This window comes from Kribbella sp. NPDC004536 (assembly GCF_042873835.1).
GTDB lineage: Bacteria > Actinomycetota > Actinomycetes > Propionibacteriales > Kribbellaceae > Kribbella.
The window spans coordinates 1,270,335-1,290,500 of the sequence record NZ_JBIALY010000003.1 but is presented as its reverse complement, the minus strand read 5'-3'; the positions used below and the strand labels follow the sequence as shown (position 1 = coordinate 1,290,500).

Below are 20,166 nucleotides of genomic sequence, written 5' to 3'. Positions count from 1 at the left end.
CCTACTGCGGCAACAGCCGCAGTGCCTCCTTCCCTGCAGGTTCCGGGTCGAACGGTTTGCGGTCCTGGTTGCAGGTCGCGCCGTCGGCCGGAGCCTTGAGTGCCGTGAGGTAGCTAGTGATCATCGCGTCGGCGCAGGTGCTCTTGCCGATCGTGGTGTGGCCCCAGCCCTCGACCGTGACCATGCGGGCGTCCGGGTAGAGGTCGGCGTACGGCCTGGTCGCCTCGTACGGGGTGGCCGGGTCGTGGCGGGTACCGAAGACCAGGACCGGCGCCTTTACCTTGTTCGGCCACGGACCGAGGAACGCGTCGTGGTCGCGGATGCCGAGGAATTCGCACTGGATCCCGAGCCACGCGCGGTACGCCCCGAAGTGCGGCGCGCGCTTGTCCGCCGCGGCCGCGAACGCGGGGTAGGCCAACGGCCGGCCGGACTGCTTCGCCTCGACACACGGCTGCAGGACGCTGCCGATCGACGTGTAGTGCTCCTTACGGCGATTCCACTCGACCAGCGCTTCCGGGGCCTTGCTGCTCGCGAGCTTGGCCCGGTTCGTACCGGCCAGTTGAGCCCACAGCTCCGCCAGGCCAGGGAATGCGGCCGGGTCGTACAGGCTCGAGAACGTGGCCGCGACCGCGACCGCGTACGTCACCTTGACCGTCGAGCCGTCGGGCAGGGTGAAGTCCACCGGATGCGTCTTCAGCCGTTCGAGCGTGCCCTCGACGACCGTCTTCGGGTCACCGAGCTGGTTCAGCGCACAGTTCGCGCCGGCCTTCTTGCATTCGGCAAGGAACTGCTCGTACGTGTCGTACGCGCCGTCGCCCTGCTTCAGCCGTACGCCGACGGGCGCCTTGTCGCCGTTCGACCCGGAGTACCACTCGGGGCTCAGCGTGCCGTCCAGCACGAGCGCCCGGACCTTGTTCGGGAACAGCTTCGCGTACGTCGCACCGAGGTACGTGCCGTACGAGTAGCCGACGTACGACAGCTTGTCGTCGCCGACCGCCTGCCGGAGCCGGTCCATGTCTCGCGCGACGTTCGCGGTCGAGTAGTGCGCGAACCGGTCCGGTGAGGTGGTCCGGCAGCTGACCGCGAGCTTCGCGGCGTCGACGATGTACTGGCGCTCCTCCTTCGCGCCGAGCGGGAACGGCGGGACGTTCGCGAGCGCCTTCGACTCGTCGGCCGCGGTCGGGTAGCAGGTCGCAGGATCCGAGCGACCGACCCCGCGCGGATCGAACCCGAGGATGTCGAACCTCGCCCGGACCGCGGGCGAATAGATCAGCTGGCCGGCCTGCTGGATGAAGTCCACCCCGGAACCACCCGGACCACCGGGGTTCGTGAACAGGGTGCCGATCCTGTGCGCCGGATCGGTGGCCGGCAGCCGGGTCAGCGCGATCGTCGTGGTCGGACCGTGCGGATTGTCGTAGTCGGTCGGCACCTGCACCGTGGCGCACTGGAACGGCTTCAGCTTCGGGTCGGAACCGCAACTCCCCCACGCGATCCCGTTCTTGGCCTCGGCCACGGCAGACGTCATCGGTGTCAGCAGCGCGAGGGCCACACCGGCGACTGACAGTCTTCGAAGGATTGTTCTGGGCGTCATGGCACCGAAGGTAGGCGGGCCGCTCGTCCCATCGCGTCCACCACGAGAAGGAGGCCGGGAACCCGCCGTACGGCGGACCCGGCCTCCCTTGCTGCTGTGGAGTGCTGTCAGGCGCTCTTGTCGCGGCGCTTGCTGCGCTCGATCTGGTCGCGCGGGATCAGCGTCGGGTTGACGTTCTCCAGCACGACCTTGCCGGTGACAACGACCTTCGCGACGTCCTCACGGCTGGGCACCTCGTACATCACGTTGAGGAGCACCTCCTCCATGATCGCCCGCAGACCGCGCGCGCCCGTGCCGCGGAGCAGTGCCTGGTCGGCGATCGCCTCGACCGCGTCGTCGCTGAACTCCAGCTCGACGTTGTCGATCTCGAACAGCCGCCGGTACTGCTTGACGAGCGCGTTCTTCGGCTCGGAGAGGATCTTGATCAGCGCCTCGCGGTCCAGCGGCGACACCGTCGTGATCACCGGGAGCCGGCCGATGAACTCCGGGATCAGCCCGAACTTCAGCAGGTCCTCCGGCATCACGTCGGCGTACCCGCCGAGCTCCTTCGGCTTCTCCGGCTCGCGGCTGGTGTTGAAGCCGAGCGTCTTCTTGCCGACCCGCTGCTCGACCATGTGGTCCAGGCCGGCGAACGCGCCGCCGACGATGAACAACACGTTGGTCGTGTCGATCTGGATGAACTCCTGGTGCGGGTGCTTGCGGCCACCCTGCGGGGGCACGCTCGCGGTCGTCCCCTCGAGGATCTTCAGCAGCGCCTGCTGCACGCCCTCGCCGGAGACGTCCCGGGTGATCGACGGGTTCTCGCTCTTGCGGGCGATCTTGTCGACCTCGTCGATGTAGATGATCCCGGTCTCGGCCTTCTTGACGTCGTAGTCGGCCGCCTGGATCAGCTTCAGCAGGATGTTCTCGACGTCCTCACCGACATACCCGGCCTCGGTCAGCGCGGTCGCGTCCGCGATCGCGAACGGGACGTTCAGCATCCGGGCGAGGGTCTGGGCGAGGTACGTCTTGCCGCAGCCCGTCGGGCCGATCAGCAGGATGTTCGACTTGGCCAGCTCGACGGCCTCGTCCTTCGCGTGCCGGCCGGCGCTGGAGGCGCCCTGGCCGTCGCGGACCCGCTTGTAGTGGTTGTAGACCGCTACCGCGAGTGCCTTCTTGGCCACGTCCTGGCCGACGACGTAGGCGTTGAGGAAGTCGTAGATCTCCCGCGGCTTCGGCAGCTCGGTGAGACCGACCTCGGAGCCCTCGTTCAGCTCCTCCTCGATGATCTCGTTGCAGAGATCTATGCATTCGTCGCAGATGTAAACGCCGGGACCGGCGATGAGCTTCTTGACCTGCTTCTGACTCTTGCCGCAGAACGAGCACTTGAGCAGGTCGCCGCCGTCACCAATGCGTGCCACCGGGACAGATCCCTTCTATGCGCAGTCGGACCGATTTCGACGGTACCCCGTCACGGGCGGAAAAACCGCGCCCGCCACCGGGTTGTGACTACGCCGGTGGCGAACGCGTCAAGCCCTTGACAGCCGGTCAGACCGGCGGGGCCAGTTTCGAACTCGTTCAGACGCCGGCCGGGACCGGGGTCTTGAGGGTCTGCAGGACGTCGTCGATCAGGCCGTACTCGATGGCCTGCTCGGCGGTCAGGAACTTGTCCCGCTCGATGTCGCGGGACACCTCCTCGTGCGACTTGCCGCTGGCGTCGGCGAGCATCTTCTCCAGCAGCGAGCGCAGCCGGAGGATCTCGTTGGCCTGGATCTCGATGTCGCTCGACTGGCCGTAGGTGCCCTCGGTGGCCGGCTGGTGGATGATGATCCGGCTGTTCGGCAGCGCGAGGCGCTTGCCCGGCGTACCGGCGGCGAGCAGCACGGCCGCAGCCGAGGCTGCCTGGCCGAGGCAGACCGTCTGCACGTCCGGCTTGATGTAGCGGACGGTGTCGTAGATCGCGGTCAGCGCCGTGAACGAGCCGCCCGGGGAGTTGATGTAGATGCTGATGTCGCGGTCGGAGTCCATCGACTGCAGACACAGCAGCTGCGCCATCACCGCGTTCGCGATCTCGTCGGTGATCGGCGTACCGAGGAAGATGATCCGGTCCTCGAACAGCTTCGTGTACGGGTCGATCCGGCGCATGCCGTACGACGTGCGCTCCTCCCACTGCGGGATGAAGTAATTCATGGTGCTGTCCTTAACTGACGGAGTGGGAGATCAGGAGTTCGGGCTGCCCTGGCTGAGCTGGGCGGCACTGGTGACCACGTGGTCGATGAAGCCGTACTCCTTGGCCTGCGAGGCGGTGAACCAGCGGTCCCGGTCGGCGTCGTTCTCGACCTGCTCCAGCGGCTGACCGGTGTGCTCGGAGATCAGCTGGAACAGCAGCGCCTTCAGGTGCAGCGACTGCTCGGCCTGGATCTTGATGTCCGAGGCCGTACCGCCCATGCCGCCGGACGGCTGGTGCATCATGATCCGCGCGTGCGGCAGCGCGTAGCGCTTGTTCTTCGCGCCGGCGCAGAGCAGGAACTGACCCATCGAGGCGGCCAGGCCCATCCCGACGGTGGCGACGTCGTTCGAGATCCACTGCATGGTGTCGTAGATCGCCATGCCGGAGTCCACCGAGCCACCCGGCGAGTTGATGTACAGCCAGATGTCCGCGTTCGGATCCTGTGCGTTCAGCAGCAGCATCTGCGCGCAGATCGCGTTCGCGTTGTCGTCCCGAACCTCGGACCCCAGGAAGATGATCCGGTTCTTGCGCAACTCCCGGTAGATGTCGTCGTCTTGTCCGCCGGATCCGTTGCCGCCCGCGGCGGTGGGGCTGGCTGCAAATGTCTCGTTCACGAACCCGACATTACTGGTCCCCGGCGACAGACCTAAGGCTGGGCCGGAGGTGTTCGCTCACGGCGCACCGCCCGTCTGCCCGGCGTCTGCTGTGAGCGAATCACCAGCCGCAGAGGATGACCGAGCCGGACTCCTCGACGATTGCCTCGTCAGGTACTTCGCGGGGCTCCGGCGCGTCGGCGTCGCGCCGTACCTCAGGCTCCTGCAGCAGCGCGGCCATGCCCGTTCCTCCCGTCGGAAATCGTTTCACCCGCCACGCTAGGCGGTCGAACCGACAGTTTCCTTGCGGCCGGTTCGCGATCGTCCGACGAGATGCGAACGGCCCGGGACCCCTGTTCGGGGTTCCCGGGCCGTGTCGGCTTGCTCAGGCCTTGGCCGGCTCCGGCTCCTCGGCGCTCTCCGCGGCAGCGTCCGCGGCGTCGGTGGCCTCGGTCGCCTCCGGGTCGGCGTACGTGCCGTCCGGCTGCAGGGTCTTCAGCTCGACCGTGTTGCCGGAGGCGTCGGTGACCTTGGCGTTCTCCACCAGGTACGCCAGCGCCTTGCCGCGGACGACCTCGGACACCAGGCTCGGGACCAGGTTGTTCTCGACCGCGTGCTGGGCGAACTGGTCCGGGCTGACGCCGGAACGCTGCGCGTGCCGGACGATGTGCTCGGTCAGCTCCTGGTCGTTGACGCTCAGCTCCTGCTGCTCGGCCACCAGGTCCAGCACGAACTGCGCCTTGATCGCGTCCTCGGAACGCTTCTTCAGGTCCTCGTCGAACTCTTCCTGGGTCTGCTCCTCGCCCTCGAGGAACTGCTCCATGGTCATCCCCGAGTACCCGAGCTGCTGCTCCAGGTTCTCCTTGCGGGCGGCCAGCTCGTCGGTCAGCAGGCCCTCGGGGACCGGCACGTCGACCAGCGTCAGGATCTTCTCCAGGACCGCGTCCCGCGCCTCGCCGGCCTGCTCGAGCCGCTTGCCGCGCTCCAGCCGGGTCTGCACGTCGGCCTTGAGCTCGTCGGCGGTGTCGAACTCCGACGCGGTCTGCGCGAACTCGTCGTCGAACTCCGGGAGCTCCTGCTCCTTGACCGCGGTCACGGTCACCTCGACGTCGACATCCTCGCCCTTCAGCTCACCGCCCACGAGCTGGGTGACGAACGTCTTCTTCTCGCCGGCGCTCAGGCCGATCACGGCCTCGTCCAGGCCGTCCAGGAGCTGGCCGGAGCCGACCTGGTACGAAAGGCCGGTCGCCTGCGCCTCCTCGACCTTCTCGCCGTCCTTGCTGGCCGACAGGTCGATCGTGATGAAGTCCTTGTCCGCGGTCGCGCGCTCGACCGGGTTCAGCGAGCCGAACCGCTGGCGCAGCGACTCGATCTGCTCGTCGACCTCGTCGTCGGAGATCGCGATGTCCTCGACCGAGGCCTCCAGGCCCTCCAGGTCCGGCAGGGTGATCTCGGGACGGACCTCGACCTCGGCGGAGAACTGCAGGCTCTCCTTGTCGTTGAACTCGGTCACGTCGACCTCGGGCCGGCCGATCGCCTTCACCTGGTTGTCACTGACCGCCTGCGAGTACAGCTTCGGGAGCGCGTCGTTGATCGCCTCCTCGAGCACCGGACCCCGGCCGACGCGCTGGTCGATGACCTGCGGCGGGATCTTGCCCTTGCGGAAGCCCGGCACCACGATCTGCTGGCCGATGCTCTTGTACGCCGCGTCGAGGCTCGGCTTGAGCTCCTCGAACGGCACCTCGACGATGAGCTTGACCTTGGTCGGGCTCAAGGACTCGACGGTGCTCTTCACGGTGGCGGTTCTCCTTGATTCGGTGACATGTTGCGACGCCGGACAGCCGACGCCACAGCCGGTACTGCACGGGGTTGTCGGGGCGACAGGACTCGAACCTGCGGTCTCCTGCTCCCAAAGCAGGCGCGCTAGCCACTACGCTACGCCCCGCAGTGACCGCACGAGTCTAGTCGACGCGAACCAGTGCTCGCGCCACCGGGGCCCACCAATACCGTTTTGAGTCCACCGGGCCCTTTGTGGAATCATGTCCGAGCACCCCGCGGGTGTAGCTCAATGGTAGAGCCCTAGTCTTCCAAACTAGCTACGCGAGTTCGATTCTCGTCACCCGCTCTCGGCCGGAGGCCGAGTCGTGTCCGCAAACTGCGCGGACCGGCTCGGCCTCGCCGTTTTCTGCGCCATCGCTTCGCTCGGCGGCTGTGGTCGGGTTCGTCGAGTCGTGGAGGCTGGTTGGAAAATCCGGCCGATTTCCACGACTCGAGGATCGGCGGTCAGGGGAAGGCGGGGGGTTCGCCTTGGAGGGCTCTCGTGGTGGAGGCGGGGTCTGTGGTGAAGGCGGGGGTTTTGGTTTCGGTGTTGTAGTAGCGGTGGAAGACGGGGGTCTGGGAGCCCGACATCGGGGGGACGATCCAGCTCCAGTCGGCGGGGCAGGTGCGGCCGGCTCGTTCTTCCTTTTCCACGTGGAGGAGGAAGCGGCGGGACTCGGTGTGGTGGTCGGTGACGGTGACGCCGCTCAGGTTGAACGAGTGCAGGACGGCGCGGTTGATCTCCACCAGGGCCTGGTCGCGCCAGAGGGTGGTCTCGTGTGAGGTGTCGAGACCCATCCGCTCCGCGACCTCCGGAACCATGTCGTACCGGTCGCTGTCGGCCAGGTTGCGCGCGCCGATCTCCGTACCCATGTACCACCCGTTGAACGGCGCCGCGGGGTACGAGACACCGCCGATCACCAGCCGGTTGTTGCTGATCACCGGAACCGCATGCCACCGCAGGTCCAGCTCCGCGAACCACGGCAACTCCGGGTGCTGCAACTCGACCTCGTGGACCGCCTGCCGCGGCAGCTGGAACATCCGCGGCCCTTCCTCGACGGTCTCCACCACGAGCGGCAGTACGTCGAACGCCCCGCGCTGCTCCGGCGGCCGCCAGCCGCGCTGCATCAGGTTGCTGGTGAACCCGCAGTACCGCGGGTCCCCGAGCGGACGCCCGCTCGGCTGGTCGTACCCGGCGTACCGGATCAGCTGCTCGTTCCAGATCCGCGGCCCCGGCCGGGACGGCGTCTCCGGAGCGAACACCGTGATGATCGGCCGGATCTTCCCGCCGTTGTGCGCCGCGGCCAGGTGCTCGAAGCAGTGCGCGGCGACCCCGCCCGCGTCGGACACCCCGCGGAGATCACGTACCTGCAGACTGCGCCAGTACAGCCTGCCGATGCAGCGCTTGTTGTTCCGCCACGCGACCCGTGCGCCGAACGCGAGCTCCTCCGAGGTGTGCCAGTACGTCCCGGTCGTGTCGATCTCGCGCATCACGGCAGCCAGCCGCGGCCCCAGCGGCCCGGCGTCCGGGTTCTCGCCGTGGAACTGCTCCAGGAACTCCTTCGCCGCGGCCCGGACCATCCCGGTGTCGACGCGGACGGGTGCAGGCTCCGCCTCGGGCCGGTTCGCGGGCCGCCGTGGCGCGGCAGTCACCCGCGGCGGGCGCCGTACCGCCGTCCGCCGGCTCGGCCGCGGCGAGCCACGCCGGCCACTGAGGTGGAACAGCTGTTCGCCGGAACGCACCGCGATCAGCTGGTGCGCGCAGATCCCGGCGGCCACGACGAGCATCGCGAGGCCGAGTGTGATCGGTACCGCGGCCGGGACCCCACCAGGCACCTCCCGGCCGAATCCGAGCAGCCCGACGGCGGCGCCCGGCAGGGTCAGTCCGAGGACCGCGAGCGGTACGGCCGGCGTCCGCCGGGGCACGGCTCGACGCGGTCTTGGCGGGGTCAGGTCGGTATGAGCAGGGCAACGCCCTTCGCTGTACGACATACCGCTCACGCCGGCCCCGGAGACTCCGGACCCCGCTCGTTCCGCAGGCGGAGCTGCCAGTCGCTCATGTCGTCGAACCAGGCGTCCTTCTGGTGCCGTCCGGTCTCCGGGCCTGCCTCGTTCCCCATCTGCTCGATCTCGGTACCGAACGAGTCCACGATCGACTGCATCCGCAGCTGCGCCGACTGTGCGTACGAACGGACCTGCTGACCGGCGGTGTCCATCGCCTCCTCGACGATCCGGCGCTCGTGCGCCCGCGCCTGACCGATCCGCTCACGGGCGTCCCGGCTGACGTCCTGGACCATCTCCTCGGCCACCAGTTGGGCCTGGCTGAACAGCTGGACGATCTGCTCGTTCACCTTGTCGCCGGCCTGCTCGTACTCGTCCAGCTCCGCCTGCACCCGCTGCAGCTCCGACTGGGCTCGGCGCAGCTCTCCCTGGAGTCGTTCGTTTTCGGCCCGGCTCGTGCTGAGGTCCCGGGCTGTGTCCTGCACCTGGTCGGCCAGTACGTCGAGGTAGCTGAACACCTCGTTCTGGTCGAGGCCTCGCATCCGGCGCCGGAAGATCTCCGTGCGGATCTGGTCGGGTGTCTGGTACTGCCGGGAGCCGTGGCGGCGGCTGGTGTTGGTCACTTGACATCTCCTGACCTCGTAAATGGCCTGTCCAAGGCCGGGTGGGCCGTGTGGTCGTCCGCGGCCGCGTAGTAGAAGTTCTCGTACTTGATGTGCTCGGTGGGCAGGCCCGCGGCGGACAGGCGCTCGAGGGTGTGCGCGACCATCTGCGGACCGCCGCACACCATCGCCGTCCGGCCGGACAGGTCCTGCCGGGCTGCGACGGTGCCGACCTTGCCGCGTGTCCCGGGGTAGGAACCGTCAGCCGACACAACCTCCGTGTAGTCGAACCAGGGCCTTGCCTGCGCGAGCTCCCGCAAGCGAGGGCGCTCGTAGAGGTGCCAAGGCATCCGTACGCCGTGCAGCAGCTGGACCTGCGGTGCCGTGCCGGTCCGTGCCCACTCGTTGTCGATCTGCTCGAGTACGGCGAGCAGCGGTGCCAGACCGGTACCGCCGGCGACCATCAACAGGTCCCGCGGGTCGTTGTGCCGCCGGGTCAGCCGTTCACCGACCGGCGCACCCAGCTTGATCTCGTCACCGGCCTGGAGTTTCCGGACCACGCTCGGGCTCACCTGGCCACCGTCGATCTGCTGTACGTGCAGGTCGATCGAGCCGTCCGCGCGGGGCGCGTTGGCCGGGCTGAAGTACCGCCACAGCCGCGGCCGTTGCGGAACCTCCACCGACACGGACTGGCCGGGCAGGAAGTGGTACGCGCGCCGCGGCCGGACCGTCAGCAGCGTCAGGTCCATCGTCCGCCGTTCGACCGAGAGCACGTCGGCGTCCCACCAGTCCGGTGTGGACTCCTGGGAGTTCTCCGCGGCCTCGACCATCATCCGCGCGACCACCTGGTAGGCCGCCGTCCATTCGCCGGCGAGCTCCTCGTCCCACTCGGCGCCGAGGAAATGTTTCAGCGTGGCGCAGAGCGAGGCGCCGACCGCGTTGTAGTGCTCCGCGACAACGGCGTACTTGCGGTGGTCACGGCCCAGGTGCTGGAGGAAGGCCGCGTCGTTCTCGATCTGGTCGGCGTGGCTGACGATCCGGCCGAGTGCGCTGACGAACTTGTCCCGCTGGTTCGACATCGACAACGGGAACATCGACCGCACACCGGGGTTGGCCACGAAGATGTGTGAGTAGAAGTACAGCGCTACCTGTTCTCCGTGCTTCGTCACCTGATCCCAGCTGCGCTGCAAAGCGTAGGCGTCCATCGACGTTCGCTATCCGGCTCGCTGCGGCGGCTCCTCGGTCGAAAAGCACGGCCCACCTGCGGGCACCACGGACTGCCGGTCGTCGCCGTTTCCGGCCGACGGATACTGCAGTGACAAGGGTTCCCTCCCAGTTCAGTCCCCGAGTCTTTTCAGTACTCCGTGTGTCTTCCCCCCGTCCTGCCGTAATCAAACCGCGATCGGGACCGACACGTACCGAAATTCTCTGCCTGGCCTAGGGAGCGCGCAGAAAGGCGATGCCGTCAATCGTTGCCGGAGCCGTCGAGGTGGAGACGATCTTGACCGCCCCGGTGCGGAAAACCGTCGTCGGGAGGTAGGTCACGACGCGGCTGGTGGTCGACGCCGACAGCGAGACTGTGCCGATCTTGATGTTCGCGTGGTAGATGTCCACGCGGCCCTGGCCGGGACCGTGGATCGCCACGAGCGCAATGCGCAGTCCTGCCTCGGTGGCCTTCGTCAGGTAGGCGCCGTTGGCCTTGAGAACCGTGGTGGTGCCTTGGAAGGCCAGGGTGCTCGTGGTGCGGGTCACCGTGCCGGCTGAGGTCAAGGCGCGGTCGTCGTCGGGTACGACGGAGCAGATGGGGGCCGACCAGGCGGACACGTTCCCCAGGTAGTCGCGGGCCCGGACCATGAAGCACTCGTCCCAGCCGAGCCTGGGAGTCCAGGTGATCGACGTGATCCGGGTGTTCTGCCAAACGGCTGGGTAAATCCACTTCCCGAGCGCGGCGCCCGGTGCGGCCGTCTTATAGACCACGTCGTACGACGCGACTCCGGTGTCGTCCTTGTACGCCCAGCGCACCGTGGCCGATCCACTCAGCTGCACGCGGTCGCCGATGCGCCAGGTGGCCAGCAAAGGTGCCGTACCGTCGACCTCACTGCAGTACGACGCACTCCAGGCGCTCAGGTTGCCGGCGTAGTCGCGTGCTCGGACCTGCCAGCACGTGTCCGTACCGATGGGAGCAGTGAGACTCGCACCGGTCGTCGTGAGGCCCTGCCACGCCGCGGGCTGGTTCCATGCACCGTACGGCGAGCTGCGGTTGACGCGCTGCTGGTAGCGCAGGTCGTAGCTCTTCACACCGCTGGCAGGCGAGTTCGGGTCCTGCGGGTCCACGTATGCCCATTCGAAGGTCAGGCTTGTGTTATCGCGTACGCGGTCACCGGCGGTCGCGCTGGTCAGTACGGGCGCGACTGTGTCCGGGCGCGGCTGCGGGTCCGGGGTGAGCCAGCTGAGCGTGGCCACACGTACCGCGTTGGACGGGTCGGCGTAGACGAGCTTGGCCAGCCCGGACCCGTCCGCACGAAAGCTCGTGTCACGGACAGGGCCGTAGGTGTGCTGCCCCAGCGCCGGGTCGTTGAGATCGGTCACCACCAGGTTGGAGCCGGAGGTCTGTACGGTGAACCCGTTGCCCAGCTGGGAGTCCGCCCCGACCGTCAGGTTCCGTGGCGGCTGCGGGCCGTTGACGTCCACGACCTGGTTGCAGCCGCTCAGCACCGCCCAGCGTCCGTTCACCGCGCCCGCGCCGACACTGCACGCGCCGGCGACCAGCACGGTCTTCACGACGCCGGTGGTGAGGTTCTTGCCGTCCAAGTGCCCTGGCTCGGTCACCTTCCACAGCGTGTTGCCGGACAGCGCGAACGGCGGCGCCACGTCGGCCAGCTTGGTCTTGCTGGCGACGTCGTACACCTCCGCGGTCGCAGAGCTCGGTGCGCGATGCGAAGCGAGTACCCCGCCCTTACCAAGCACCACGTCGTCAGTAGCTGGAAACGTGAGCCCGCCGACCTTCGCAGTGCTCCCGTCGAACGTCAGCAGCGTGGAGCCCTCCAACTGCAGGGCCTTACCGCTGCTGGTGCCTCCTGATGCGGTCCAGGTCGTCCCGTTGTTGCTGGTCTCGTACACCGTGTGAGTTGAAGGATCCGACACCACCACACGCGCACCCGACACGGCGACGTCCGCCGCTGCATGCCCCGGCACCAGCACACCGGCCTCGACAGGGTCAGCAGCACGCGCCTGCCCCGCGGTCAACGACAGCAACACGACGGAACCCACAGCAACCGCTCTGGCACCCAACACGAGACCCCCATAACCAGGTGACACACCGTGACCTACAGAGGATCCTAGAGCGTTGACCACAGCGAAGGGACGGTATGCAGGCAGCAATCACGGTCACGGCAGCCGAACTGCCCGAGGTACTGCTGCACGTCGCGGTGGTACGCCCCGTCTTCCTCTGGGGCGCACCCGGGATCGGCAAGAGCAGTCTGGTGCGGGCGTTCGCGGACTCGCTCGGTCTGGAGTGTGTCACGCTCCTCGGCACGCAACTCGCGCCCGAGGATCTGATCGGCGTACCGCAGATCGTCGACGGCCGCAGCCGGTTCGCGCCGCCGGTGGCGATCGCCCGCGACGAGCCGTACTGCCTGTTCCTGGACGAGCTCAACGCCTCCTCGGCCGAGGTACAGAAGGCGTTCTACTCGCTGATCCTGGACCGCCGGATCGGCGAGTACGAGCTGCCCGAAGGGTCCGTCGTGATCGGCGCCGGCAACCGCGCCACCGACAACGCGCTGGCCCGTCCGATGGCGAGCGCCCTGGTCAACCGGCTGGTCCACGTCCACCTACGCGCTTCCGCGAGCGACTGGCTGGAGTGGGCCGGTACCGCGGGCATCCACCAGTGGGTACTGGAGTACCTGCGCAACCGCCCCGACCACCTGTGGACCGCACCGCCGAAGACGGAGGAGCCGTTCTCCACGCCGCGCAGCTGGCACATGCTGTCGGACGCCCTGCACTCGTACGGCGACGACGTGTCCGACGAGACGCTCCGGGTCCTCGCCTTCGGAACCGTGTCGGCGGCGCATGCCTCGACGTTCCGCGCGTACGTGAAGACGGTCCGGCACGCGTTCGGGCTCGACGCCGTCCTCAAGGGCGAGGCCGGCTGGCCGGCGGCGCCGGAGGACCGTGACCTGCTGTACTTCCTCGCCGAGACGTTCCGCGCACGCCTGATCAAGGAACTGGCCGCGGACAAGGCTTCCGCGAGCCCGGCCGCCCGTCAGCTCGCACACCGGGGCAAGGCGCTGCTGGTGGAGCTGGCCGAGATCTCGCTCGAAGTCGCGCAGCTGGTGATCGCGTCCGACGACGAAGGCCGTCCGGTACTGCCGACGTGGTTCCTGGTCGAGGTCAGCCGCGACCTGCCACGCCTGGTCGCGGCCCGTGCCTAAGAAGCGGAAGCAGGACCCGGCGCTCGAGGCGATCCAGGCCGGCTGGAGCGCGGTCGTCAGGCACCCGCTGTTCGCGCCGATGGCCCACTGGGCGAGCGGTCCGATCCGCGACGACGCGATCCCGAACGACGCCTGGGCGACGATCGACTCGACCGGCCGGATCGCTGTGCACCGGACCCGCAGAGCGACACCACAGGAGTGGTCGTGGGTCTTCGCCCACTTGCTGGTCCATCTCGGTCTCGGCCATGACCGGCCCAACCCCGATCCAGCCGCGAGCGCTGCGTACGACGTAGCCGTCAACAGCTACCTGCAGTCGCTGAAGCTCGGCACACCGATCGTGGAGCTACCGACGACCTTTCCCAGCATGGAAGAGGACGCGCTGGCGAGGCTCTGGCGACGCACCGGCATCCCGCCGGAGTACGAGGGCCTAGGCGTCGCGGGACACACAGCCGATGTGCAGGCGGCTCGCTGGAACGGCTGGGGCAAGCCGCCGGTCTGGAGCGAGCTGTTCGCTGCCGGCCTGTCCGCGGCCGCGGCAGCAGCTGTCGAAGTTGCCGGCGGCGCCCGCTCGTCGTTGAAGGGCAGGAGTCGCGAGAAGTGGGACCTGGCGCTCGGTTGGTTCGTCTCGTCGTACCCGCTGCTCGGTGCGATCGCGTCGAGCATGACGATCGTCGCCGAGGCGGAGCTGGCCCGCGCCTGGGACATCCACTTCGCCGCGGTGAACGCGTCGGCGGGCGAGATCTACGTGAACCCGCTGACCGACCTCACGCTGAGCGAGTGGCGGTTCGTGATGGCCCACGAGATGCTGCACGCCGCATTGCGCCACGGTGAACGCGTCGGCGGCCGTGACCCGTACCTGTGGAACGTCGCGGCGGACCTGGTGATCAACGGCTGGCTGGTGGAGATGGGTGTCGGAACGCTGCCTGACGGTGTGCTGTACGACCCGCAGCTGAAGGGCATGTCCGCCGAGGAGGTCTACGACCGCATCACCACCGACCTGCGCCGCTACCGCAAGCTGGCGACGCTGCGCGGCGTCGGGCTCGGCGACGTACTAGGTCACCCGCTGCCGCACGCAGGTGAAGCCGCGAGAGCCGCTGGTCTCGACGACATCTACCGGCGCGCACTGACGACAGGGCTCGCGTACCACGACCCCTCGCGCGGCACACTCCCCGCCGGGCTGGTCGAGGAGATCCGCGCGCTGGACCACCCGCCGCTAGCGTGGGACGCGCAGCTCGCCCGCTGGTTCGAGGAGCACATACCTGCCGTAGAGAAGCGCCGTACGTACGCGCGTGCCTCGCGACGCCAGTCCAGTACGCCGGACATCCCCCGCCCGGGCTGGATCCGCCCGGTCGAACTCGAGCACCTCCCGACGTACGGCGTCGTGCTGGACACGTCCGGCTCGATGGACCGCCAACTGCTCGGCAAGGCACTCGGTGCGATCGCCTCGTACTCACGGGCACGCGACGTGCCCGCCGCGCGAGTCGTGTACTGCGACGCGGCTGCCTACGACGCAGGCTACGTACCTGTCGACGACATCGCCGGCCGGATGCAGGTCCGGGGGCGCGGTGGGACCGTTCTACAGCCCGGGGTGAACCTGCTGGAGCGTGCGGACGACTTCCCGGTTGACGGCCCGATCCTGTTGATCACGGACGGCCAGTGCGACGTGGTGCGCGTACGGCGCGAGCATGCCTGGCTGATCCCTCGTGGCGCATCACTCCCTTTCACTGCAAGGGGTCCCGTGTTTCGCGTTGAGTGAACTGCTCTGCTCGTGGCGAACAGGCGTAGTCGGGCGGCTCTGCTGCGTGACAGGTTCGTCGGCATGGCATGGGTTGTGAGAGGTGAGTTCCGGAAGCTGTGGATCGGGCAACTGGTGTCCGCGTCCGGCAGTGCGGTGACTCGCGTCGCCTTGCCGCTGGTAGCCGTCGTGACCCTGCAGGCGTCGGCCCTGGAGATGGGCGTGTTGTCCGCGTTGTCCATCGCACCGCATCTGCTGTTCGGACTCCATGCCGGTGTCTGGGTCGACAGGTGGCCGTTGCGACGCGTCCTGATCTGGACGGACCTCGGAGCGCTCGTTCTTCTCGGCTCAGTCCCTGCTGCGGCAGCCCTTGGCTGGCTGCGGATCGAGCAGTTGTATGTGGTGGGAGTACTGACCGGGTTGATGGCTCTGCTGTCCGACACCGCCTCGCAGACGATGATCCCGTCGCTCGTACCGCGTGAAGACCTCATGCGGGCCAACAGCGCGGCGCTGCTCAACTACAACCTCGCTGGGACGCTCGGCCCGTCGGCAGCCGGTCTTCTCGTACAGGTGCTGACGGCACCGTTCGCCATCCTGGTCGACGCGGCGTCGTACGTCGTGTCGATCGTGTCGGCGTGCCTCATCCGCGAGCCGGAGCGGCCACCCGCCCGACCGCGGTCCGAAGTACGGCTGTCTGCTGGACTACGCGTACTGTTCGGCCACCCAATGCTCAGGCCGCTCGTGCTCTCGGCGGCAATTGCGGCCATGGCCGGAGCGATGCTGGGACCGCTAGTCGTACTGTTCCTGGTCCGCGAACTGCATCAGTCGGCCGCGTTCGTCGGGCTGAACCTCACCGTGTTCGGAGCCGCGGCGGTAGCAGGCACCTTTGTCGCCACCGCCTGGTGCAATCGGGTCGGCATCGGCCGTTGCTATCTGTCCGGTGTATTCCTGGCGGCACTGAACGGCGTCGCACTGTTCACCGGCGTGACACCGGTCATCCTGCTCGGATCGGCTTGCGCAGGACTCGGCATGTCGTTGTTCGGCGTACCGCAACGAACCCTGCGCCAAGCCCTCGCTCCGGAGGGCCTTGTAGGGCAGGTCACCTCCTCGTGGCGCACACTCGTCATCGGCGGCCAGACCGTCGGCGCCGCGACGTCCGGAGTGCTCGCGACCGCCTTCGGCATCCGCCCCACGCTGCTGATCGTCACCGCCGGCATGCTCGCCGGAATGCTGGTCGCGGCCCTCTCGCCGCTCCGCGGACTCCGCGACCTGCCGGAGGTCGCGCGATCGGTTGTGCGGGACTGATTGCGATCCGTGATAGGTCGACGACCCTTCGCCGCGTACGGCCGGAACGGCCTATTGCGATTCATTCACCGGGAATGGAATTGGCAGGACAAGCGCTTACCTACTGGGCGATACTGGAAAGTGCGCCGTTTTCAGGTCGCCGAACCCCAATCAAAACCGAAGTAGATGGGAAGTGCGCCCGTCCAGATGCCCTCAGAGCACACTGTCCAAGCGCCGTCGATCGCTGCCCCTTCCAACCATGCCCCAGAACGTAGCCGCAACCTCTGGCGGCTGCGTCCCTATTTGAAGCCACACCGCTGGCGTCTGTCGGTGATGTTCACCACCGCCATGCTGGGCGTCGGCGTCAGCCTCACCGTCCCACTGGTCACCAAGGCCATCATCGACGGCCCGGTCACCCGCCGGGAGCTGAGCATGCTGGTGCCACTGGCCCTGCTGGCCCTCGGGCTCAGCATCTCCGAGGTCATCCTGGTCTGGATGCGCCGCTGGGCGCAGTCCCGGACCGTCAGCGACCTCGAGGCCACGCTCCGGCACGACCTGTACGTCCGGCTCCAGTCGCTGCCGATGGAGTTCCACACCAAGTGGCAGAGCGGCCAGCTGCTGTCCCGGGTCACCACCGACCTGTCCACGATCCGCCGGTTCATGGGCTTCGGCCTGCTGTTCCTGGTGATGAACATCCTGCAGCTGATCGTGGTCACGATCCTGCTGCTCCAGCTGTACTGGCCGCTCGGTCTGGTCGTCCTCGTGGCCGCCGTACCGATCGTCATGGTGTCGCTGAAGTTCGAGAAGAAGTACCTGCGGATCTCCCGCAAGGTGCAGGACCAGCAGGGCGACCTGGCCACCCGGATCGAGGAGTCCGCGCTCGGTTTCCGGGTGATCAAGGCGTTCGGCCGCCGGCCGTACGTGCAGCGGCAGTTCGACGACGAGGCGACCACGCTGTACGACACCGAGGTCGAGAAGGTCCGGCTCGCGTCCCGGTTCTGGAGCTTCCTCGGCGTGATCCCGAACCTGACCCTGGTGATCGTGCTGCTGCTCGGCGCGCTGGCCGTCGGCCGGGAGGCGATCACGCTCGGCACCCTGGTCGCGTTCATCACGCTGATGCTGTCGCTGGTCTGGCCGGTCACCTCGCTCGGCGCGATCCTGGCGATGGCGCAGGAGGCGATGACCGCGGCGGACCGGATCAGCGAGATCCTCGACACCTACTCGGTGATCAAGTCCGGTCCGGACGAGCTCACCAACTCGCGCGGCCACCTGCGCTTCGAGCACGTCGGGTTCCGGTTCTCCGACGACTCGACCGAGGTGCTGCACGACATCAACCTGGACCTCACGCCCGGTACGACGCTGGCCCTGGTCGGCGCCACGGGGTCCGGCAAGACCACCCTGACCGCACTGGTCCCCCGGCTGTACGACGTGACCGCCGGACGGATCACCATCGACGGCCACGACATCCGGGACCTGTCCCTGGTGTCACTGCGGACCGCGGTCGCCTCCGCGTTCGACGACCCGACGCTGTTCTCCATGAGCGTCCGGGAGAACCTCACTCTCGGCAGGCCCGACGCCTCTGAAGCAGAGGTACAGGAGGCGCTGGACGTCGCCCAGGCACAGTTCGCCAACGACCTCCCGTGGGGCCTGGAGACCCGCGTCGGTGAGCAGGGCATGTCCCTGTCGGGCGGTCAGCGGCAGCGGCTGGCCTTGGCGCGCGCAGTACTCGCCAAGCCCGCGGTACTCGTGCTGGACGACACGCTGTCCGCGCTCGACGTACACACCGAGGCCCTGGTCGAGGAGGCGCTGCAGAACGTGCTCGCCGACACGACCGGCATCGTGGTCGCGCACCGCGCGTCCACGGTGATGCTGGCCGACAAGGTGGCCCTGCTGCAGAACGGCACGGTCACCCACGTAGGAACCCATCAGGAGCTGCTGGCCACGGTCCCGGAGTACCGGCACCTGCTGGCGGCGGAGGAAGAGGAGGTGCACGCATGACGACGACCCAGCAAACACCTCCTCAGCCGAAGGAACAGGAAGCCCAGCCGGAGGAACAGAAGTGGCGGGGTCTGTTCGAGGAGGACCCCGACCGCGAGATCTCCCGCGCCACGACCATCCGGCTGAAGGAGGACTCCCGCAAGCTGCTCGGGGAGCTGCTCCGGCCGTACCAGAAGCTGATCTGGCTGCTGGTGGTGATCGTGATCGTCGAGAACGCCGCCCGGCTCGCCGTGCCGTACCTGGTCCACCTCGGTATCGACAAGGGCATCCCGCCGATCCTGGCGGGTGAGGGCTCCAAGCAGCTGATCACCATCGTCATCGTGGTACTCGCGTCGGCGTTGCTGCAGGCGTGGGCGCGGCAGATCTTCCTGATGCGCTCGGGCCGGCTCGGGCAGACCATCCTGCTCGGGCTGCGGAAGCGGGTCTTCGACCACTTCCAGCGGCTCAGCCCGGCGTTCCACGACAAGTTCACCTCGGGCCGGGTCATCTCCCGGCTGACCTCCGACGTCGCCGTCATCGACGAGATGCTGGCGAGCGGTTTCGACAGCCTCGTCACCGCCGTGCTGACCCTGGTCGGTACGTCGATCATCCTGCTCACCCTGGACGTCAAGCTCGGTCTGCTCGCGCTGCTGTCGTTCCCGGCGCTGCTGATCCTGACGGCGTGGTTCCGGAAGCGGTCCGCGATCGTCTACCGGCAGACGCGCGAGGCCGTCGTGCTCGTGATCGTGCACTTCGTCGAGTCGATGACCGGGATCCGCGCGGTGCAGGCGTTCCGCCGGGAGCCGCGCAACGAGGAGATCTTCCACGGCGTCAACGACCGCTACCGCAAGGCCAACCTCGAGTCGTTCCGGCTGAACGCGATCTTCATGCCGGCGATCAAGGGCGTCGGCAACATCACCATCGTCGCGATCCTGGCGTACGGCGGCTACCAGGCGTACCACGGGCACGTGACGGTCGGCGTACTGACCGCGTTCCTGCTGTACCTGCGGCAGTTCTTCGAGCCGCTGCAGGACATCACGCAGTTCTACAACACGTTCCTGTCCGCGTCGGCGGCGCTGGAGAAGCTGTCCGGCGTACTGAACGAGACTCCGGACGTACCGGAGCCGATCCAGCCGGCCAAGCCTGGCCCGGCGCACGGTCACCTGGAGCTGCGGAAGGTCCGGTTCGAGTACGTCGACGGCGTACCGGTGCTGCCCGGTCTGCAGCTCGACGTACCGGCGGGCCAGACGCTCGCGCTGGTCGGTACGACCGGAGCCGGCAAGACCACGATCGCGAAGCTCGTGGCCAGGTTCTACGACCCGACCAGCGGGCACCTGCTGCTCGACGGCGTGGACCTGCGGGACCTGTCCGAGGACGACCTGCGCGAGCGGGTCGTGATGGTGACCCAGGAGAACTTCCTGTTCACCGGGTCGGTCGCGGACAACATCAGGTTCGGCAAGCCGGACGCGACGATGGCGGAGGTGGTCGAGGCTGCCAAGGTGATCGGCGCGCACGACTTCATCACCGCGCTGCCGAACGGGTACGACACCGCGGTCGAGAAGCGTGGATCGCGGTTGTCGGCCGGCCAGCGGCAGCTGGTCGCGTTCGCCCGGGCCTTCCTGGCGAACCCGGCCGTACTGATCCTGGACGAGGCCACGTCCAGCCTGGACATCCCGAGCGAGCGGCTGATCCAGCGGGCGCTCAAGACGATCCTGGCCGACCGGACCGCGATCGTGATCGCGCACCGGCTGTCCACGGTCGAGACGGCCGACCGGGTGCTCGTGCTCGAGCACGGTCAGATCATCGAGGACGGTTCACCCGACCACCTGATCACGGTCGACGGCCACTACGCCGGACTACACCAAGCCTGGGAAGAATCCCTGGCCTGACAGCAACAAGTAAAGGGGGCGCAGCCGTCGGCTGCGC

Annotated in this window: 14 protein-coding genes and 2 tRNA genes; 6 read left to right on the top strand and 10 right to left on the bottom strand. The window is 67.9% G+C overall.

Going from position 1 to position 20,166, the window contains the following annotated elements; genetic code table 11:
- Window position 1: 1 nt before the first annotated feature.
- The 6 genes from ACFYRU_RS31530 to ACFYRU_RS31505 all read right to left on the bottom strand — a co-directional run bounded on the left by ACFYRU_RS31530 (window position 2) and on the right by ACFYRU_RS31505 (window position 6,338).
- Window positions 2-1,591 (bottom strand): alpha/beta hydrolase, encoded by a 1,590-nt coding sequence (locus ACFYRU_RS31530; protein ID WP_387665236.1) that lies wholly within the window; start codon window positions 1,589-1,591, stop codon window positions 2-4.
- A gap of 107 nt (window positions 1,592-1,698) precedes the next feature.
- Window positions 1,699-2,991, bottom strand: a complete 1,293-nt coding sequence (gene clpX / locus ACFYRU_RS31525) for an ATP-dependent Clp protease ATP-binding subunit ClpX (RefSeq protein WP_387665233.1) — start codon at window positions 2,989-2,991, stop codon at window positions 1,699-1,701.
- A 157-nt stretch (window positions 2,992-3,148) separates the two neighbouring features.
- Complete coding sequence (locus tag ACFYRU_RS31520) at window positions 3,149-3,760, bottom strand: ATP-dependent Clp protease proteolytic subunit (protein ID WP_387665230.1); 612 nt, start codon at window positions 3,758-3,760, stop codon at window positions 3,149-3,151.
- Between the two features lie 30 nt (window positions 3,761-3,790).
- Window positions 3,791-4,414, bottom strand: coding sequence for a ClpP family protease (locus ACFYRU_RS31515; protein ID WP_387665228.1), 624 nt, complete (start codon window positions 4,412-4,414; stop codon window positions 3,791-3,793).
- 364 nt (window positions 4,415-4,778) lie between these two features.
- Complete coding sequence (tig, locus tag ACFYRU_RS31510) at window positions 4,779-6,188, bottom strand: trigger factor (RefSeq protein ID WP_387665225.1); 1,410 nt, start codon at window positions 6,186-6,188, stop codon at window positions 4,779-4,781.
- Window positions 6,189-6,265: 77 nt separating this feature from the next.
- A tRNA-Pro gene (locus tag ACFYRU_RS31505) sits at window positions 6,266-6,338 on the bottom strand.
- A gap of 109 nt (window positions 6,339-6,447) precedes the next feature.
- On the opposite strand from ACFYRU_RS31505, the gene ACFYRU_RS31500 reads away from it, so the two are divergent.
- A tRNA-Gly gene (locus ACFYRU_RS31500) sits at window positions 6,448-6,518 on the top strand.
- Window positions 6,519-6,676: 158 nt separating this feature from the next.
- Here the strand turns inward: ACFYRU_RS31500 and ACFYRU_RS31495 are convergent.
- The 4 genes from ACFYRU_RS31495 to ACFYRU_RS31480 all read right to left on the bottom strand — a co-directional run bounded on the left by ACFYRU_RS31495 (window position 6,677) and on the right by ACFYRU_RS31480 (window position 12,084).
- The gene (locus ACFYRU_RS31495; RefSeq protein ID WP_387665222.1) at window positions 6,677-8,137 is read right to left on the bottom strand and encodes a nitric oxide synthase oxygenase; all 1,461 of its coding nucleotides are present in this window, start codon (window positions 8,135-8,137) and stop codon (window positions 6,677-6,679) included.
- 71 nt (window positions 8,138-8,208) lie between these two features.
- The gene (locus ACFYRU_RS31490; protein ID WP_387665219.1) at window positions 8,209-8,835 is read right to left on the bottom strand and encodes a DivIVA domain-containing protein; all 627 of its coding nucleotides are present in this window, start codon (window positions 8,833-8,835) and stop codon (window positions 8,209-8,211) included.
- Window positions 8,832-10,019: a globin domain-containing protein gene (locus tag ACFYRU_RS31485; protein ID WP_387665216.1), complete on the bottom strand. Its 1,188-nt coding sequence runs from the start codon at window positions 10,017-10,019 to the stop codon at window positions 8,832-8,834. The genes ACFYRU_RS31490 and ACFYRU_RS31485 overlap by 4 nt, the downstream gene beginning before the upstream one ends.
- A 232-nt stretch (window positions 10,020-10,251) precedes the next feature.
- Window positions 10,252-12,084 carry a hypothetical protein gene (locus ACFYRU_RS31480; protein ID WP_387665213.1) on the bottom strand — a complete coding sequence of 611 codons (1,833 nt, stop codon included), beginning with the start codon at window positions 12,082-12,084 and terminating at the stop codon, window positions 10,252-10,254.
- Window positions 12,085-12,182: 98 nt separating this feature from the next.
- Here ACFYRU_RS31480 and ACFYRU_RS31475 point away from each other — a divergent pair, with 98 nt between their 5' ends.
- The 5 genes from ACFYRU_RS31475 to ACFYRU_RS31455 all read left to right on the top strand — a co-directional run bounded on the left by ACFYRU_RS31475 (window position 12,183) and on the right by ACFYRU_RS31455 (window position 20,129).
- Window positions 12,183-13,244 (top strand): ATP-binding protein, encoded by a 1,062-nt coding sequence (locus ACFYRU_RS31475; protein ID WP_387665211.1) that lies wholly within the window; start codon window positions 12,183-12,185, stop codon window positions 13,242-13,244.
- On the top strand, window positions 13,237-15,000 hold the full coding sequence (locus ACFYRU_RS31470) for a hypothetical protein (protein ID WP_387665208.1): 1,764 nt from the start codon (window positions 13,237-13,239) through the stop codon (window positions 14,998-15,000). The genes ACFYRU_RS31475 and ACFYRU_RS31470 overlap by 8 nt, the downstream gene beginning before the upstream one ends.
- A gap of 63 nt (window positions 15,001-15,063) precedes the next feature.
- Window positions 15,064-16,284 carry an MFS transporter gene (locus ACFYRU_RS31465; protein WP_387665205.1) on the top strand — a complete coding sequence of 407 codons (1,221 nt, stop codon included), beginning with the start codon at window positions 15,064-15,066 and terminating at the stop codon, window positions 16,282-16,284.
- Between the two features lie 312 nt (window positions 16,285-16,596).
- A complete protein-coding gene (locus ACFYRU_RS31460; RefSeq protein WP_387665203.1) occupies window positions 16,597-18,261 on the top strand; it encodes an ABC transporter ATP-binding protein in 1,665 nt (554 codons plus the stop codon).
- Window positions 18,258-20,129 (top strand): ABC transporter ATP-binding protein, encoded by a 1,872-nt coding sequence (locus tag ACFYRU_RS31455; protein WP_387665199.1) that lies wholly within the window; start codon window positions 18,258-18,260, stop codon window positions 20,127-20,129. The genes ACFYRU_RS31460 and ACFYRU_RS31455 overlap by 4 nt, the downstream gene beginning before the upstream one ends.
- Window positions 20,130-20,166 lie beyond the last annotated feature (37 nt).

Bases quoted from the DNA above. Each gene is read 5' to 3' on its own strand.
- ACFYRU_RS31520 (WP_387665230.1), bottom strand. From the start codon at position 3,760: ATGAATTACTTCATCCCGCAGTGGGAGGAGCGCACGTCGTACGGCATG.
- ACFYRU_RS31465 (WP_387665205.1), top strand. From the start codon at position 15,064: ATGGCATGGGTTGTGAGAGGTGAGTTCCGGAAGCTGTGGATCGGGCAA.
- ACFYRU_RS31455 (WP_387665199.1), top strand. From the start codon at position 18,258: ATGACGACGACCCAGCAAACACCTCCTCAGCCGAAGGAACAGGAAGCC.
- ACFYRU_RS31475 (WP_387665211.1), top strand. From the start codon at position 12,183: ATGCAGGCAGCAATCACGGTCACGGCAGCCGAACTGCCCGAGGTACTG.
- ACFYRU_RS31485 (WP_387665216.1), bottom strand. From the start codon at position 10,019: ATGGACGCCTACGCTTTGCAGCGCAGCTGGGATCAGGTGACGAAGCAC.
- ACFYRU_RS31530 (WP_387665236.1), bottom strand. From the start codon at position 1,591: ATGACGCCCAGAACAATCCTTCGAAGACTGTCAGTCGCCGGTGTGGCC.
- ACFYRU_RS31460 (WP_387665203.1), top strand. From the start codon at position 16,597: ATGTTCACCACCGCCATGCTGGGCGTCGGCGTCAGCCTCACCGTCCCA.